General features: G+C 69.3%; 11 protein-coding genes. 6 read left to right on the top strand and 5 right to left on the bottom strand.

Annotated elements, in window-relative coordinates:
* Window positions 1-623: 623 nt before the first annotated feature.
* A complete protein-coding gene (locus tag AB0M26_RS10205; RefSeq protein ID WP_365257551.1) occupies window positions 624-1,871 on the top strand; it encodes a spermidine/putrescine ABC transporter substrate-binding protein in 1,248 nt (415 codons plus the stop codon).
* A gap of 181 nt (window positions 1,872-2,052) precedes the next feature.
* Here AB0M26_RS10205 and AB0M26_RS10200 read toward each other — a convergent pair whose 3' ends face one another.
* From AB0M26_RS10200 to AB0M26_RS10190, 3 genes are all read right to left on the bottom strand, one after another.
* Complete coding sequence (locus tag AB0M26_RS10200; RefSeq protein WP_365257548.1) at window positions 2,053-2,190, bottom strand: hypothetical protein; 138 nt, start codon at window positions 2,188-2,190, stop codon at window positions 2,053-2,055.
* Window positions 2,191-2,274: 84 nt separating this feature from the next.
* Window positions 2,275-2,553 carry a hypothetical protein gene (locus AB0M26_RS10195; protein WP_365257545.1) on the bottom strand — a complete coding sequence of 93 codons (279 nt, stop codon included), beginning with the start codon at window positions 2,551-2,553 and terminating at the stop codon, window positions 2,275-2,277.
* Complete coding sequence (locus AB0M26_RS10190) at window positions 2,550-3,164, bottom strand: ParA family protein (RefSeq protein ID WP_365257542.1); 615 nt, start codon at window positions 3,162-3,164, stop codon at window positions 2,550-2,552. The genes AB0M26_RS10195 and AB0M26_RS10190 overlap by 4 nt, the downstream gene beginning before the upstream one ends.
* An 826-nt stretch (window positions 3,165-3,990) precedes the next feature.
* On the opposite strand from AB0M26_RS10190, the gene pglW reads away from it, so the two are divergent.
* Together pglW and pglX are read left to right on the top strand one after the other, a co-directional pair.
* Window positions 3,991-8,739 carry a BREX system serine/threonine kinase PglW gene (pglW, locus tag AB0M26_RS10185; protein WP_365257539.1) on the top strand — a complete coding sequence of 1,583 codons (4,749 nt, stop codon included), beginning with the start codon at window positions 3,991-3,993 and terminating at the stop codon, window positions 8,737-8,739.
* Window positions 8,736-12,335, top strand: a complete 3,600-nt coding sequence (gene pglX / locus AB0M26_RS10180) for a BREX-2 system adenine-specific DNA-methyltransferase PglX (protein ID WP_365257536.1) — start codon at window positions 8,736-8,738, stop codon at window positions 12,333-12,335. Before pglW ends, pglX begins: the two co-directional genes overlap by 4 nt.
* Window positions 12,336-12,544: 209 nt before the next feature.
* Here the strand turns inward: pglX and AB0M26_RS10175 are convergent, their stop codons facing one another.
* Together AB0M26_RS10175 and AB0M26_RS10170 are read right to left on the bottom strand one after the other, a co-directional pair.
* Window positions 12,545-12,754: a DUF397 domain-containing protein gene (locus AB0M26_RS10175; protein ID WP_365257533.1), complete on the bottom strand. Its 210-nt coding sequence runs from the start codon at window positions 12,752-12,754 to the stop codon at window positions 12,545-12,547.
* The gene (locus AB0M26_RS10170) at window positions 12,736-13,578 is read right to left on the bottom strand and encodes a helix-turn-helix transcriptional regulator (protein ID WP_365257530.1); all 843 of its coding nucleotides are present in this window, start codon (window positions 13,576-13,578) and stop codon (window positions 12,736-12,738) included. The genes AB0M26_RS10175 and AB0M26_RS10170 overlap by 19 nt, the downstream gene beginning before the upstream one ends.
* 176 nt (window positions 13,579-13,754) lie before the next feature.
* Between AB0M26_RS10170 and AB0M26_RS10165 the strand changes: the two genes are divergently transcribed.
* The 3 genes from AB0M26_RS10165 (at window position 13,755) to AB0M26_RS10155 (ending at window position 17,815) form a co-directional block, all read left to right on the top strand.
* Window positions 13,755-14,078 (top strand): hypothetical protein, encoded by a 324-nt coding sequence (locus tag AB0M26_RS10165; protein WP_365257527.1) that lies wholly within the window; start codon window positions 13,755-13,757, stop codon window positions 14,076-14,078.
* Complete coding sequence (locus tag AB0M26_RS10160) at window positions 14,075-14,344, top strand: hypothetical protein (RefSeq protein ID WP_365257524.1); 270 nt, start codon at window positions 14,075-14,077, stop codon at window positions 14,342-14,344. The genes AB0M26_RS10165 and AB0M26_RS10160 overlap by 4 nt, the downstream gene beginning before the upstream one ends.
* 120 nt (window positions 14,345-14,464) lie before the next feature.
* Window positions 14,465-17,815, top strand: a complete 3,351-nt coding sequence (locus AB0M26_RS10155) for an AAA domain-containing protein (protein WP_365257521.1) — start codon at window positions 14,465-14,467, stop codon at window positions 17,813-17,815.
* Window positions 17,816-17,916: the final 101 nt, after the last annotated feature.

Genomic DNA, 17,916 nt, shown 5'->3' with positions numbered 1-17,916 from the left:
GCGCGACGCGACCGGCGGGGCGCGCCTGGCGCGTACCGACCGGGCGCGGGCGGCGCATGCCGGCCGGGCGCGGGGCCGGGGGCATCACGCCGGTCACGCCACCGGTGCGGGAGCCTCGGTGAGGAAGCCCCGGGTGAGGGAGCCCCCGGTGCGGGACTCCTCGTGCGGAAGCCCGGTGCGGGAGGCGGTGGCGGATCCTTGGAAGCCGTACCGCCCAATCCCGGTGGCCGGTCCACCGGGAAGGCCCGGAGTTGCGCAATTCAATCCCCGGGGCCCGCATTTCGAACACCTCGGAAGCGCGCCCGGGCCACGGCCTCACCGGCCCCGGAAGACCCCGGCCATTCTGACTGTTCTGTCAGCGGGGCGCGCTACGCGCGATGAAAGGTGTACGGGTCATGATTTCGGCCGCGGCGAATCCCGGCCTCTGCGATTCGGCGTACTCACCCACAGCCGGCACACTGCGCGGTATCACGGCCGAACCGGCGAAGTGCGGTAAGAATTTCGGCGAATTCGGGATCCCGTTCACCCTTTCCCTGCGTAGTGTCTGACGGCAGCGGCGCCAGGGCCGATACCCCGAGTGGAGGGCCCTGCCGCCATGGATTGTTCAGAGAGGTGGCCACCACATGGAGCGGCACCACCGGCCGGACCGGCTCACCCGGCCGCAGCGGGAGGCGATGCTGCGCAGTCTCACCAGCGGCCGGGGAGCACTGACGCGCAGAACCATGCTGCGTACGGCGGGCGGATTCGCGCTGGGCACGGCCGGGGCGGGGGCAGTCGTCGGCTGCGGCGAACCGGTCGGGAGGCAGAGCGCGAGCAGCAGCACCGAGGACTTCTCCGGCGACGAGAAGAGGGTCGACTTCTCCAACTGGCTCGGCTACATCGACGTCAGCGAGGACCGGAAGCGCCGTCCGACACTCGACACTTTCCGGCGCCGCACCGGCATCAAGGTCGAGTACACCGAGGACATCAACTCGAACCTCGAATTCTACGAGAAGCTCCGTCCGCGCCTGATCGCGGGCCGGGACACCGGGCGGGACCTGATCTGCCTCACCGATTGGATGGCCGCGCGATTCGTCCGCAACGGCTGGGTGCAGAAGCTGAACGTGAGCAATCTGCCCAACGCATATGCCAATCTCTCCGCGCAGTTCCGTGGGCTCGACTGGGATCCCGCACGCATTTATTCCTACGCCTGGACCGGAATTTTCGCGGTGATCGCGTACAACGAGAAGGCGACCGGCGGGCGCAAGGTCGACTCCATGGAGCAACTCCTGGAGGACGACCGCCTCGAGGGCAAAGTCGGTCTGCTGACGGAGATGCGCGACACCGTCGGCATGACGCTGCTCGACATGTCCCTGCGACCCGAGCAGTTCAGCACCGACGATTACGACGCCGCGCTCGCGCGGCTGCAGCGCTCGGTCGACCGAGGACAGGTCCGCCGCTTCACCGGCAACGACTACATCGGTGACCTCAAGAAGGGGAAGATCGCGGCCTGTCTGGCCTGGGCCGGTGACCTGGTCCAGCTCCAGACCGACCATCCGGAGATCAAGTTCGCGATACCCGACGCCGGTTACATGACCTCCACCGACAACCTGCTCATCCCCAACAAGGCGCGCCACAAGGAGAACGCCGAGCGGCTCATCGACTACTACTACGAGCCCAAGGTGGCTGCCCGTCTCGCCGCCTGGATCAACTTCGTGTGCCCGGTCGACGGCGTCCGGGAGGAGCTGGAGCAGATCGACCCCGATCTCGCGGACAACCCCCTGATCCTGCCGGACGAGGAGATGGCGGAGAAGTCGCACACGTTCCGCTCGCTGACCCAGGACGAGGAGACGGAGTACGAGAGGAAGTTCAGCCGGCTCATCGGCGCATGAGGCGTACCGGGTTCGCGGCGGCGGACGGCGGCCCAGCACCGGTGCCGCGTCCGCCGCCGCCCGGACGTCGCCTACCCGTACGCTCGCCCGCGCCCTACCCCGAGGGCGCCGAACTCGCCCCGCTTCAGCGGCGGGTGAGCGATCCCGCAGTCCGCGCACCTCGAGATAGCCGGCCGTACCGTCATGTCAGACGGGCACAGACCAGGGTCCCGGCGTCCCCGCCGTCACCCGCCCTGCTGCGAAGGGTGAAGACCGTCGCGATCCGGCTGACCGCGGAGCCCAGCGTCCCGGCGGCCGTGTACCCGTCGGAAACAGACACCGTTCGATACCTCGGGTATTCCGGCGCCGCGGTCCGCTGTGAGAATCCTCAGCCCGTCGCGGCCCGCCAGTGGCGGGCGCGGCGCTAGACCTGGGCGGGACGGGGGCGGTCGCCGGCGGGGCGGGAGACCTCCGCGGCCGTTCCGGTCAGGGTGCGCAGGAGCGTCGAACCCGCGATCACCAGAGCGGACACCGGCGTGCTCACCCATCGCGTCAGATCTCGCTCCAGGTCGGGAGCGACCTCGATGGTCACCCGGACGTACCGGCTGTTCAGCGTGGTGACCCTGGCCGGACGGGGGGCGGTCGCGAGCGGCTCCTCCCCGCGCTGCAGGGCGGCCCGGTACTTGTCCTTGCGCTGGTTCATACCGCTTCCTGACGCTCGATGAGTTCCTCGGCGACGTCCATGTACGCCGAGCCCTTCGCGTGCACCGGGCTCCCGAACGACTGCGCGTACAGATCGAGCCGGGCGATCTGGGTGTCCAGCACCTCGAAGCCCCACTCGGTCAGCGCCTCGCGGGCGTCGGCGTCAGGGCCGGTGCGCGTGGCGTCGGCCCGGTTCGTACGGTTCAGCAGCACTGCGGTACGGGCCGGCTCCGGCCGCAGTGACTGCACGTCACCCATCTCGCCGCGGATGGGAGCCATCCGGTCCAGTTCGATCGGGGCGGGGGTGACCGGCACGATCCATTCGCCCGCGTACCTCATGATGCTGCGGGCGATGCGCGGGTGGTCCTCGAGCTGTGGCGCGTCCAGCACGACGGCCTGCCGGTTGCCGAGGAAGTCGTTCACCCTGCGGTGCACGTCGCCCACGGGCAGGGCGACGACGGGAAACGGAAATCCGTCGGCCAGCTCGCTCCATCGCAGCGCGGAGGCGGCGGGATCGCCGTCGACGAGCAGCGGCGAGAAGCCGGACTCGTGCAGGGCGTGCGCCAGCCACACGGCGCTGGTCGTCTTCCCGACTCCGGGCTTGAGGTTCACGAATGCACAACTCAATAGCACGCGAGCCAACATAAGAGGCTCGCTCGGGCGACCGGGGGTTGGCGCGAGGGCGGAGGCTCCCCGTTCACTCGCACGCAGGCAGGCCCGGGGCCGCACGGCGGCGCCGGGCCTGCTCAGCCCTGCCGCGGGAGCTGGCAGCAAGGGGGCCTCGGTCCGGCGGAGCCGCGCGACGGCGACGCGGAGGACCGTACGGAGACCGGCGCGCCGTCCGCTCCCGCCACCATCGGCTCCCAGCTCCTACCTGCTGGCGGTGCGGACCCCGGAGTCAGGGCGGCGAAGACGACGAGGCCGGCGACGCCGAGGCCGAATCCCGGGTAGGCCAGGTAGGCCCTGTTCCCGTGTTGTGTGCGGTGCCGTGACACAGCGCAAGCGGCAGGGTCGAGGAAGGGCACGGCCGAGGGCCATCCGGCGTGACCGGGTGAGGACGATCACCGACGGTGGAAGGGCACGCCGGGCTACGCGTGGTGGTCGACCACGCCTCGTGGGGAGTTGCTTGCGCAGCCCGCACGGCCTCTTGGCCCAGTGCACACTCAGAAGCACCGGAGGCTGCCGTGGCCTGGTCCACGAGCCGATGCCGGTCGGATACGACGTCCCGGCCGGCTGAGGGCGGCGGCCGGCCCGCGCGGATTTCTGCCCACGAGGCGCGTCTCCGACGCTCCCGCTCATCCGCTGCTCATGCGTGATGAGCACTCCCCAACTGGCTTGCCACCACTAGGATTTGCTCCGAACTCATCACTGGCGGTGCTCGATTCGCGCGACCGGGTCGGGTCGCTGGAGCACATTGATCGAGGAGCGGGGACAGCACATGCGGGAAGGCCGGTGGACCGCGGTCACCGAGTCCGAGTTCGACCATGAGCACCGCGGTCTGGAAGCCATCAGACAACAACTGCCGGACGCCGACCCGTGGCGGGCCTGGTCGAATTTCACCTTCACTGCGAATACCGGCCACGTCCGCGAGGTCGACCTACTCGTCGTCGCCCCCGGCGGCGTATGCATGATCGAGCTGAAGAACTGGCACGGCGCCCTCACCAGCCAGAACGGCACCTGGGTCCAGACCACGTCCACTGGTTACCGCCGCACCCACGGCAATCCGCTGCACCTGGTCAACAAGAAGGCAAAGGAACTGGGCGGGCTCCTCGGCCAGAACGGCAAGCGCGTCCATGTCGGCGAGGCCGTCTGCTTCACCGAACGGTCCTTGCGCATCCGGCTTCCGGCCCATGACCAGAGCGGCGTCTACACCGTCGACGAGCTGATCGCGATACTGAAGGGGCCCCCGCGCGACGAACGCCACCGCATCACGGCGGCCGACTCCCGCCAGATCAAGGCCGCCCTGGAGCGCGTGGGCATCCGCCGCAGCGACGCCGAGTACAGGGTCGGCCCGTACCAACTGGAGCGCAGGGCCTTCGACTCCGGGCCTAGCTGGGCCGACTACCTCGCCCAGCACAGCGAGCTGCCCGAATCGGCTCGCGTCCGCGTCTACCTCCGCGAGCGGGGCTCCGACGCCACCATCCGGCAGTCGGTGGAGAACGCCGCCCGCCGTGAGGCCGCGGTCCTGCAGCGTTTCCAGCATGTGGGCGTCGTGCAGCTCAAGCAGTACCACCCCTCTGGGCACTCGACGGGCCCGGCGCTGATCTTCGACTACGACCCTCAGACCCTGCGCCTGGACGAGTACCTGCTCCAGTACGGGGAGAAGCTCGACATCCTCGGACGCATGGCGCTCGTACGGCAGTTGGCCGAGACGATGCGATCAGCCCATCGCAGCCGCATCTACCACCGCGCGCTGGCCGCCCGCTCCGTGCACGTCCTGCCCCACAACAGCGGGAAGCGGGGGCAGTCGATCGGCGAGGATGCCGCCTGGCGGGCCCCGGATCTCCAAATATCCGACTGGCAGATCGCCACGCAGCGCAGCGGTACCGGCAGCTCCGGAGCCGGCGGGCCCCGGCTCGCGCCGACGGCGCTGTCCACCACGCATCTGGCCGAGGGCTCCGACGCCTATCTCGCCCCCGAACTGCGGGCACTCAGCGCCGACCCCGTGTATCTGGACGTCTACGGCCTGGGCGTCCTCACCTATCTCCTCGTCACGGGCAGGCCACCGGGCGCGAGCCAGGCAGAGCTGCACGCCCGCCTCGAAGCCGGTGAAGGTCTGCGCCCCAGCTCCCTGGTGGACGGCCTGTCCGAGGACATCGACCAGCTGGTGCAGATGGCCACCGCCTACCGGCCCGAGCGACGCCTCTCCACGGTCGACGAGTTCCTGGAGATGCTGGAGCTCGTCGAGGACGCGCTCACCGCCCCCGCTGCCGCGCCCGCACCCGAGGCCCCCGAGAAGGACCCCCTCGAAGCGGTGGCCGGAGATGTCCTCGACGGCCGCTGGGAGGTGCGCCGCCGCCTCGGCACAGGTTCCACCAGCCGCGCCTTCCTCGTCCGCGATCTCGAGGCCGAGGCACGCAGGACCCGGCCCCTGGCCGTCCTGAAGGTCGCTCTCTCGCACAGCCGCGGCGAGGTCCTCATCCGGGAAGCGGAGGTGATGGGGCGGCTGCGCCCCCACTCCGGCGTCATCCGCCTCGTCGAGCCGCAGCCCCTGCGCATCGCCGACCGCACGGTCCTCGCCCTGGAGTACGTGGGCGATGAGCGCGAGGAGACCGGCGAGGGCGCCGAGTCCGCCGGCGGGCGCCGCCGCCGCGAGGAGACGGTGGCCCGCCAGCTCCGCGACGGGGGCCGGCTCCAGATGGACCAGCTGGAGGCGTACGGCGACTACCTGTTCAGCGCCGTGGACTTCCTGGAGGGCGAGAGTGTCTGGCACCGGGACATCAAGCCCGACAACATCGCGATACGCATCCGCCCGAACCGCACCCGCGAACTCGTCCTCATCGACTTCTCCCTCGCCGGCTACCCGGCGCGGGACTACGAGGCGGGCACGGACGGCTATCTCGACCCGTTCATCGGCACGCTGACCCGCACCGCCTACGACTCCCACGCCGAGCGGTACGCCGTCGCCGTCACCCTGCACCAGATGGCCTCGGGCGAGCTGCCCAAGTGGGGAGACGGCTCGGTCCTGCCCCGCCAGACGGACCCCGGGGAGTTCTCCCACCCGACCGTCGCCGCCGACGCCTTCGAACCCGCCGTACGGGACAGCCTGGTGGCCTTCTTCCGGAAGGCCCTGCACCGCGACGCCTCCCGCCGCTTCCCCGAGCTGAAACCGATGCGGGACGCCTGGAAGAAGATCTTCCTGGACGCCGCGCAGACCGTGTCCTCCGGCCACAGGGCCCGCTCCCCCGAAGCACTGGCCGAGGCCCCGCGCTCCGGTGGGCCCGCCATCGCGGACGCCGAACCGCTTACCGCGGAGCAGCAGCGCGACCAACTGGCCCTGCAGGTCAACCGGGACACGCACCTGTCGGCCGCGGGCCTCACCCCGGCCGCGGAGTCCTTCCTCTACGGCCTCGGCATCACCACGGTCGGCGGCCTCCTCGACTACAGCCGCCGCAAGCTCGTCAACGCCCCGGGCCTCGGCGCCAAGACCCGCAGCGAAGTGCAGCGCCGCCAGCGGGAATGGGGTCAACTGCTGCGCGAGGCGCCCGTCACTCCGCTCACCCCGCGCGGACGCGCGGAGGCCAAGGAAGAGCTCGCGCAGCTCACCGCCGCCGAGTCCGCCCTGCTCGACAGGCTCGCCACCAGCGACAAGGCCGACGGCATCCCCGGGTCCGCTCTGCGCTCGGTGAGCCTCGACACGCTCGCCACGATCCTCGTGCCGGAGTTGAACAACAACGGCTCCAACCGCAACAAGGTCGAAATGGTCCACCTCCTGCTGCGCCTCCCCGACGAGCAGGGCGCGCTACCGGACATCGGCGTCTGGCCCAAGCAGAAGGACGTGGCCGGCGCGCTGGGGCTGTCCGCGGGCCGCATCCCGCAGATGCTCAAGGAGGAGCGCAAGCGCTGGAAGAAGAACCCGGCCGTGCGGGCGCTGCGCCAGGAGATCGTGGATCTGCTGGCGGGCCTGGGCCGGGTCGCCTCCGCCGCCGAGATCGCCGACGCGCTCGCCGTACGCCGGGGCACGCAGCTTTCCAAACGGGAGCAGCGTCGCGCGCTCGCCCTCGCGGCCGTACGGGCGGTGGTGGAGATCGAGCAACTGGAGCCGCAGAACGCCCAGTTCCAGCACCAGCCGAACCGCAAGGCCACGGAAGAAGCGCTCGGTGCGGGCCTGCTCGCGCTGGACGTACGGGAGGCCGACGAGGACACGGGAACGGACGGCGACCCGCCGGACACCCCCACCGCCCCCGGTCTCCTCGACTACGCGACGCGCCTGGGCCGGACCGCCGACCGGCTCGCGAAGCTGGACACCCTGCCCACCGCGACGACCGTACTCGCCGAACTCAGCGCGCTCACGCCGCCGCCCGGCACGGTGGAGTGGGACGAACGGCGCCTGGTCGAACTGGCCGCATCCGCCTCCGTGAACGCGGCGGCGACACCGCGTCTGGAGATTTATCCGCGGGATCTGGACCTGGTGCGCGCCCTCCGGCTCACCCAGGCCGGCCTGGTCCGTCTGAATCACGGCATGCCCGAGGGGCGCCAGCCGGGTCTGACCGGCGAGGACGTGCACGAGCGGATACGGGCGCGCTTCCCGGAGCTGGTGGTACCGGACGGCCGCGGCGGGGCCGCGCACGACCTGCCGACCGGCGGCCCGCTGACGAAGGCGCTGCGGGACGCGGGCTTCGACCTCACCCTCTCGACCCGGGAGGACACCGGGACGCTGCGCTATCTGCCGACGCGGATGGACCACGCGTCCAGCTATCTGACGACCGACGCGTGGCGCCACTCCACCGACACCGGCGCGGTGACGCGGTACGCGGACGATCCGCTGCTGGCGGGTGCCGTGCGCGCCGAGGAACAGATCACGGCCTCGGCGCGCCGCGACGGCTACCGGGTTCTGACGGTACGCCAGGGTCTGGCCCAGGACGCCGTACGGGAGTTGGGAGCGGCGGGCGGCCGGATCGACGCCCGTGTGGTGTCGGTGACGGCCCTGTTCCTGGAGTCTCTGCACGCACTCGTCCCCCCGGGGACGAAGCCGACCTGGGAGACGCTGCTGAAGGCGGACGTGGCGGAGCCCGGGTCCCGGGGCGCGCTCAAGTTCGCGGAGTACGCGCGGACGGCGTGGGGATCGGTCGAACCGCGAGTGCGGGAGCTGCTGGGAGACCGCGATGCGGCGTCCGCCGGGTCGGCATCCACCAGGGGTGCGGGCGGAGGCCCGGTGCTGCTGACGGATGCCTCCGTCTTCGCCCGGTACGACGCGATGGGCGTCCTGGACCGGCTCGCGGAGGCAGCCCGCCAGGGCGGTCGGGGCCTGTGGCTGCTGGTCCCGCAGAGCGACCCTGCGCGAGAACCGAAGCTGGGGCAGGTCGCGGTGCCCTACCAGGCGGGCCTGGGCGAGTGGATCGACCTTCCGGACTCGTGGGTCCAGAACGCACACCGGGCAGGCGCGGCACGCAAGGGCGAGCGTGGGCGCGACGCAGGACGGGATGCCCAGGGTGGCACCGAAGGAACCGAGGGAGACGCCAAGTGATCGACCGCAAGGCTCTGTTAGATGACCTGAAGCAGCAGGTGAAGGCGGTCGAGACCGATCTCGCGAAACAGGTGAAGTTCGCCGGGGACATCGGCACGCGCCTGCGCGCCGAGTACGACCGGGCGCGGAAGCTGGGCCGTACGGCGGCGACGTGGAACGCGTGGCTCGATGAAAGGGTCACGCAGGTGGCGGTGGCGTGGGTGCTGGGCACGGTCTTCGTCCGCTTCTGCGAGGACAACCGGCTGATCCCGGAGCCGTATCTGACGGCTCCGGAGGACGACCGCCGGGACTTGGCGCTCGCACGGTACGAGGAGTACGTCGCGACGGCGGACGACCCCACGTATCGCGGTTGGCTGGAGCGGGCGTTCGCGGAACTGGGCGCCGGACAGGCGGGCCGCCTGTTGTTCGACCGCAGGCACAACCCGCTGTTCCAGATCCCGCTGTCCCACGACGGGGCACGGGACTTGGTCGAGTTCTGGCGGGGGCGTGACGAGGCGGGTGTCCTTGTCCACGACTTCACGGACCCACTGAACGAGGACGGCACGGAGGGCTGGGACACCAGGTTCCTAGGCGACCTGTACCAGGACCTGAGCGAGGCGGCCCGGAAGACGTACGCGCTGCTCCAGACGCCGGAGTTCGTGGAGGAGTTCATCCTCGACCGCACGATGGACCCGGCGGTGCGAGAGTTCGGCTACGAGGGCCTAAAGATGATCGACCCCACATGCGGGTCGGGCCACTTCGTGCTGGGGGCGTTTCGGCGGTTGGTGCGGCTGTGGGGGGAAGGGCAGCCGGGCAAGGAACTGCACGAACGGGTGCGCGCAGCGTTGGATTCGGTCCACGGGGTGGACTTGAATCCGTTCGCGGTAGCCATTGCCCGGTTCCGGTTGCTGGTTGCGGCGATGGCGGCGAGCGGAGTGCGGACCATGGCTGAGGCAAGTCAATACGAGTGGCCGGTGCACTTGGCTGTGGGGGATTCGCTCATCAAGGCACGGCAGTTGGAGCTGACGCTGGATGGGGGTAGGGATGGGGACGGGGAGGATGATCCGCTGGCCTCGTTTGCGTACGCCACAGAGGATGTGCACGAGCACCCTGGGATTTTGAAGCCGGGGCGGTATCACGTGGTGGTGGGCAACCCGCCTTATATCACGGTGAAGGACAAGAAGCTCAATGCGCTGTATCGGGAGTTGTACGACGCATGTGCGGGAAAGTACGCACTGTCCGTGCCATTCGCACAGCGGTTCTTTGAGCTGGCTGTGCAGGGTGATGCGGGCGGCCACGGGTACGGCGTGGTCGGTCAGATCACCGCAAACTCCTTCATGAAGCGGGAGTTCGGTACGAAGCTTATCGAGACGTTCTTCGGGCACGAGGTGGAACTGACCGAAGTAATCGACACCTCGGGGGCTTACATCCCTGGGCACGGGACGCCCACGGTCATCCTCGTAGGGAAGCGGCGTGCGGGTAATGATCGGTCCGGGACGATTCGTACGGTACGTAGTGTCCAGGGCGAGCCCAGCGCGCCTGAGAAGGGCGAAGAGGGCAAGGTTTGGAGGGCGATTGTCGATCAGATTGCCGAACCGGGTTCAGTGAGCCAGTGGGTGTCAGTCGATGACCTGGGACGTAAGCGCTACTTCGGCAAGCAGCCATGGGTTCTTACGGATGGCGGACTAGAGATGGTCGAGCAGCTCGAAGGAGCGGCGGAAAAGAAGCTCACAGCCATGACCGAATCCAGCGGCTTCTCAGCAATTACCGGCGACGATGAGGTCTATGCTTTTCCTAGGCCACTTGCCACTTGGGTGCCTGCCCGTGCCGGGCGTATGAGGCCCTTCCTAGAGGGCGATCAGGTTCGCGACTGGGACAGCGACCCTGTCACAGAAGTGATCTATCCAATCAACGCCGATTCAGCCGAGCGCAAGTTGTTGGAGACGGGTGTCCTGTGGCCTGGACGACACATCCTTCGCAACACCCTCTACTTCGCGAAGACCAAGGAAGAGCGTGGGATCCCCTGGTCAAACTACGCTTTCTACAAAGAAGACCGCCTCAATGCGGATCGTCTGATCACGTTCGCATTCGTCACGACGCACAATCACTTCGTCCTGGATCGGGGCGGGAAGGTGTTCAACCGTTCCGCCCCGGTAATCAAGCTGCGGGAGGGGGCAAGCGAGGAGGAACATCTGCGGCTACTTGGGCTGCTAAATAGCTCTATCGCCTGTTTCTGGCTTAAGCAGGTCAGCCATAACAAGGGAGGGCCAGGCGGGGGCTACTCGAAGGGAGAAAAGTGGCGCGACTTCTACGAGTTCACTGGCACCAAGCTCATGGACTTCCCGCTCCCCAACGGATACCCCACCAGGTTCGCCGCCGCCATCGACACCCTCGCTCAGCAGCTCGCGGCCACCAGCCCCTCCGCCATCGTGGCCAAGGCTACTCCCGCCGCGGCCACTCTCCGCGAGGCCCGCGCCACCTGGCACTCCATCCGCGCTCGCATGATCGCTCTCCAGGAAGAGATGGACTGGCAGGTGTACTTTCTCTACAATCTCCTCTCTGAGAATCTGCGCCTCCCCGACCCCTCCACTATCCCCGAACTCGCACTTGGCGAGCGCGCCTTCGAGATCATGTTGGCCCGACGCATTGCCGCAGGCGAAGCTTCGGACAGATGGTTCGTAGACCACGGGTCCACCCCGATCACTGAGATCCCCCCTCACTGGCCCGCCCATTATCGCGAGGTCGTCCAGAAGCGGATCGACGCAATCGAATCGAACCGTGCCATTGGCATGGTCGAACGCCCCGACTACAAGCGCCCCTGGGAAACCGAGGGCTGGGACGCGCTCCAGGAGAAGGCCCTCCGGGCCTGGTTGCTCGACAGGATCGAGAAGCGGGAGCACTGGTTCGACGAGAACGGGATGCCCGCCCTCGTCGCCCTCTCTCAGCTCACTGATGCCCTCGCCCGGGACGACGACTTCGTCTCCGTGGCCAAGATTTATGCTCCTCGCAAGGAACTCCCGGCCGTCGTCGCCGAGTTGATAACCGACGAGCACGTGCCATTCCTCGCCGCCCTCCGCTACAAGCCCTCCGGACTCAAGAAGCGTGAGGACTGGGAGCACGTCTGGGACCTTCAGCGGGAGGAGGACGCCGCGCCGGACGAGCCGACCAAGCGGAAGATCCGCGACTCCATACCCGTGCCGCCGAAGTACACCTCCGCCGACTTCCTCCGAGCCTCCTACTGGCGTGCGCGCGGCAAGCTCGACGTACCCAAGGAGCGTTTCATCTCGTATGGGCAGAGCAACGTCGCCACGCCCACCCTGTACGGCTGGGCCGGTTGGGACCACCGCGAGCAGGCGTACGCACTGGACGCCTACATCGCCTCCCACGAGACGCTGACCACCGAGGAGTTGACCCCGTTCCTCGCCGGGCTACTGGAACTCCAGCCCTGGCTTGACCAGTGGCACAACGAGTTCGACGCGACCTATGGAGCCTCGCCGGCCGCCTTCTTCCGAGGCGACCGGCAAATGGTCCAGGGCGAACACGCCCTAACTGACGACGACCTTCGCGCCTGGCGCCCCGCCGCCGCAGCGCGCGGACGTCGTAGGACCAAGAAGTAGTTCCGACGGCCAAGACCCGGCAGCCCCCGGCGGTACGGGAGGAGGGCGGTGTGGCGGGGTGTCCCCGCAGGGCGGCGAACGAACACGGTGGGAAAGCCGACAGAATTACCCGCACGTTCGCCGCCCGAGGAGATACCCCGGCGCGCCGCCCGACCCACGACGTACGCAAACCATCAAGTGGTCCGCCGGGGGGCGTCGCGCCTACCGGTTCAAGCGCCCAGCTCGCTTTTCTTCACGGCGTCGACGAACGACGACCAGCCGTCCGCAGGGAACACGAGCACCGGGCCGTGCGGGTCCTTGCTGTCACGCACAGGGACGACGGCGGCGAAGTCGTCGGAGACCTCGACGCACGCGCCACCGTCCGGGTTGCTGTAACTGCTCTTGCGCCATGTCGCGGCGCTCAGTTCGATGGATCGCACGGCACTTCCTCCAACATGCGCAGGACGAATTTCCGCGACTCGGGCGGGGACAGTGCCAGGTCGCGCAACGCATCGTACGCACGTTGCAAACGCTCGACCGATCCGTTTTCCTCCACCAGTTCGCCCCGGTAGGCGTTCTCCGCGTACGCCACGGTGCGCCCGTCCGGTAGCCGTAGGAACCATACGTCGGTGCCCACCAAGCCGTGCACCCCGACGCTGAACGGCAACACGTGAACCGTGACGTTCGGCCCCTCCGCAACCTCCCCCAGGTACTCCAACTGCCCCCGCCACTCCCCCACATCCCGCAACGGCGTCCTCAGCACCGCCTCTGACAGGATCGTCCGGAACAGCGGCGCATCGTCCCCCTCCAGCAGTTCCCGCCGACCCATCCGGGCTTCGACCTGCTGATCCAGCTCTTCCCCCTTGAGGCCACCCGCGGCCAGTACCTCCCGGGCGTACCCAGCCGTCTGGAGCAGGCCCGGCAGCACGCTCACCGCGAAGTGCCACAGGCTGGTGGCCTCCGCCTCCAGCGCCATGTAACGCCGGTATCGCTCGCGGAACTGGGTCTGGTCGCTCACCGCAAGCTCCCAGAGGGCAAGCAGCAGGCCCGGTGTCCCGTAGTGCTGGTCGAGGGCCTGGACGACTTCGGGGCCGCCCACCGTCTCGCCGTTCTCCATTTTCCCGAACAACGACCAGTCCCAGCCGAGCCGTTCACCGAGCTGCCGCAGGCTGTCGCCGCGCTGCGTCCGCAACAGCCGCAGCTCCTCGGCGAACCGCGCGCGTGGTTCCCGGCTGCGGCCCGTGACCGCTCGCCTCGTCGGCATGGTGCCCTCCGTGGAAGGTGTGGAACTTGTGCTGTCCTGCGGGGAAGCACATCCCCTCGACGGTGTGTCCGCCCGGATCCGGAGCCATTCTCGTAGCGCCCCCATCACGCACCGTAAGGCAGGTCGTACGGCCGGGGCAGCGAAATCCCACAAGGAACAGGCGAAGGAGCACCCCCATGTCGACCCGGCGTCCCGAAGTCCCCGAGGACCACGACCGAACAGACGTCGATCCCGACGCGACCACCGCGCCGGCCGCCGGGAGAGCCAAGATCCGGGAGGCGGTGCGGGCCCGCGACGCCCTCGCTTCCGCGCTCACTCGCGCGGGCATCCAGCTCCCCGCGATGGACGTCCGCACGCCCTGGCAGGACGTGGCGAGCGGATACGACCACGACTGCGAGGCCGGACGGGCCGCCCGCTACGCACTCGTCCACCTCGGCGTCTGCTCCGCCCCCGTCGCCCGCGCCCTGGCAGCTGTGATTGTGAAGGGCGCCGGGCGGTGACCGGCGGACCGCACGGCAGCCCGCAGCCCCCGCCGGGCAGCGGCCCGCGACCGGAACCGGCCGTCGGCGTCCCGGTCCGGGACACCCTGCTCGACCGGGTCGGTGTCGTCATGGGGCAGGAAGGCCCGTACCTGCGGCTCCGCCCACTCAGTGGCGGCCGCGAATGGGACGCCGACCCCGGCAGCATCCAACTGCTCACCCAGGCCGAGCTGTTGAGCGCTCGCGTCGCCGAGTTGAACGCACGCAGCCGGAAGGACGGCTGCTGAGCACGGCGGGCGGGAGAGCGGACAGACGCGCTCCCCGGCGGCCGGGGTTCACCCTGCCCGGAGCACCCCGTCGGATAACCGACGGTGTTCTCTGGGTAGGGTCCGCTCGGCATCTGCCGATTGCGTGATCTGACGGGGTCGGGGGATCTGCCGGACAGTCAGGAAGCGGGGGCGGCGGCAGTGGGGTGGCGCGAGGAGATCGTTGCGGCTCTGGGCGAGTTGCTTGCGATCATGGGTGGCACGGGTAAGGAGCCGCGCTGGCAGCGGGTGGGGCGCGCGGCCCACACCAAGGACGCGGGCTGGTACGCGGTGGACCTGCGCGGCTCCGACATCGGACCGGATCAGTTGGACGCGCTCCGGCTCGCCGGCCCGGAGCCGGACGGCATCGAGACCAAAGGTTTCGCTGTCTCGGAGACCGTGCAGAACGGCTCCCTGCTCACGCTGAAGGTCGCGAAGTTCGCCGACGTTACGGACCCGTATCTGTGGCTGCTCAAGCAGCCGCCGACCTTCCTGGTCGAGGCGTTACGCGACGGTATCGCCGGGCTTGGCGAGGCACCGCTGGCGAGTGCCCTGGCCGCGGGCTCGATCGGTGGTACGTCCTCACCCGATCCCAGCCCTCCGGGGTTCCACCCGGCGCAGGGGGACGCGTACCGCGCGTGCCTCGGCCAGGGCGTACACCTGGTGTGGGGTCCACCGGGCACAGGCAAGACCACGGTGCTGAAGCGGGCCATCGGCAACCTGATCGCCCGGGGCAACCGCGTGCTGCTGGTGTCCGCCACGAACATCGCCGTGGACAACGCCCTGTTGGGCGTCGTCAGGGAGAACCGGCACAGTCCGGGTGACATGGTCCGCGTGGGCCCGCCCCAACTGCGGGAGATCGCCGAGAATGCCGAGGTGTCCCTGCCGCTGATGGTGCGCGAGCGGCTGGCCGCGACGGCCGAGCGGCGACGCATCGTCGAGGCCACGCTCGTGGAGATCCGGACACGCGCTGCGCAGCTGTCTGCGCTGGACGCCACGCTCACCCGCTTCGACCCGGCCGCGTACTTCGGGGCGCTGGAGCTGCTGCGCACGCCGGGTCGGGACCCGGTGTCCGTCCGCGAGCGGGCGGAGACTGCGGTGGCCCGGCTGGAGGAGTCGAAGGCCGCCCGGGATGCGGCGGAGCGAGTCGCGGTGGCGGCCCGGCAGAGTCTGGAGGCGGCCGACGAGTCGCGCCGGAAGTGGGCCGAGGCCGGCCGGTTACGCACGGAGCAGTCCCGTATCCACAAGGCCGCTCAGAGGAAAGAAGCCGAGGCTTTGATCGCCGAGGACCGCTTGCGCGACCGGAGCGAGGAGTTGCGGCAGCTCGACTCCCAGCGGTCAGTTGCCCGGTGGCGTGCCAGGGACAAGCGGCAGGCCCTACGGGATCAACTGGCCGCCGCCGAGCAGGAGGCGGCCCGCGCCCGCCGGGCAGCACATCACGCGCGCACTACAGCCATGGCACACGCCACCGCGTTGGAGACGAAAGTCGCCGAGCTGATTGCCGACATCACGCACACTCCGGAACAGATATCCGGCCTGGACCAAGCGCTCGACTCGGCAGAGTCCGCCCTCAGATCGGCCGTGCAACTCGCGGAAAGACGCAGCGAGGAGGCCACCCGACTGGAACGGGCCGTCGTCCGCGCTCTGGACGCCGCGGAGCTCACCGCCCGCGCCGAGCAACAGGACTGGCCGGCCCGTCATGCCCGAGCCGAGCGGCTACGTCCCGAGGTGACGGCGGACGCCTCCCGCCGCTCCGCGTTGGAGAAGGAGTTCGAGCAGGTCCAGGAGGAGTACGAACGCCTCTCCCGCAACGCCGAAGGCGAGATCATCAAGAGCGCGAAGCTGGTGGCCACGACTCTCGCCCGGTTCCGTACGAACAAGTCCGTATTCGAGGGCCCGTACGACGTGGTCCTCGTCGACGAGGCGGGCTCGGCGACGCTTCCCGAGGTGATCCTCGCGACGGCGAAGGCGACCCGGACAGCCGTCCTGCTCGGCGACTTCATGCAGCTCGGCCCGATCATCGAGGCGCAGCTGAATGATCTCCACCGTCCCGACGTCAAGCGCTGGCTGCTCCCGGACGTCTTCCAGCACTGCGGCATCCGGGACCCGGCGGATGCCCAGCGGCACCCCGCCTGTGTCACCCTGACCGAGCAGCACCGATTTGGTCCCGCGGTAATGCGGCTGGCGAACGCGCTCGCGTATGGAGGAATACTGTGCGGCGGCAGACAGACTGCGGCACCACGGCCGGCCGACGACCCCGAGATCGTCGTCGTCGACACCGACGGTCTGCACGAACTGGCCAGGCCCCATCTGACGGGCAGCCGAAGCGGCTGGTGGCCGGCCGGGTCGCTGATCGCCAGAGCCCTGGTGGAGTACCACCGCGAGAAGGGTGAGGAGACCGGCGTCGTCACGCCCTACGGTGTCCAGGCGGACGCGACCCTGGAGGCTCTGCGGGACGTCGAGAGCGGCGGCGGCCCGCTGGCCGAAGTGGGTACGGCGCACCGCTTCCAGGGCCGGGAGTTCCCAGTCGTCGTCTTCGACACGGTCGAGGGCGCGGCCGGCCGCGAACTGTGGATGTCACTGGCGCACCGGGGGCCGAACGCAACGGACTGGAATCGGAACGGCTTGCGTCTGTTCAACGTGGCGGCCACCCGCGTCCGGACCCGCCTCTATGTCATCGGCAGCTGGGAGCGCATCCAGGCCGCCAAGGACGGCAGGGCCTTCACCCACCTGGCCGCCATGGTCGGCACTCCCGGCATACGACGGCTGCGGGCCAGCCACCTGATCACCCCGCCTCACGAGGACACCCGGGATCTCGGCGGCTTCGGCACCGCGCTGGCCGAGGTCCTGGCCCGGCACGTCGAGGTGACGGGCATCGACGACGAACGGACCTTCTTCACCACGTTCGAGGAGGCGATCCGCGGGGCCCGTACCTCGATCTGGCTGTGGGCGCCATGGGTGGCGAACCGCGTGCGCGGCATCCTGCCGCTGCTGCGCGACGCCGTCGAACGCGGCGTCCGCGTGACCGTGTTCATCCGCGACGATACCGACCAGATCCAGGCCCGCCCGGACAACCAGAGCCTCATCGCAGATCTCCGGTCCATCGTGCACACGGTCCCGGTGAACGTGATGCACCAGAAGATCGCGGTGATCGACGAGCGCACCGTGATGATCGGCAGCCTCAACGCGCTGTCACAGTCGCGGACCCGCGAGGTGATGGTGACGATGCGCGGCGGCCACTTCGCCCGCAAGCTCCTGGAGCACGAGCACGCGGAGCAGTTCAACCGCCCTCCGAAGTGCGCGCGCTGCGGCGGCACCAGCATCGAATTGCGGAAACGTACGAACGGCACGTGGTTCTGGCGCTGCTACGACGCGGTCTGCAAGACCGGGCCGAACGGCCGGAGCAACGCCTGGAATCAGGACATCAGGCCGGGTGGGGCCGCCAGGCGCTGAGCGCAGTCCACCACATGGGCCGGTTCGGTACGCGCCGCTCACCGCGGCCCGTGCGCGTCCCGGGGACGAATCTCGCGGATGGCCCCAACTCCCCTACGCAT

The sequence above is a fragment of the Streptomyces sp. NPDC051776 genome, from assembly GCF_040681345.1.
Taxonomy (GTDB): Bacteria; Actinomycetota; Actinomycetes; order Streptomycetales; family Streptomycetaceae; genus Streptomyces.
The sequence above is the reverse complement of the archived record's forward strand: the minus strand, read 5'-3'. Positions and strand labels throughout refer to the sequence as shown.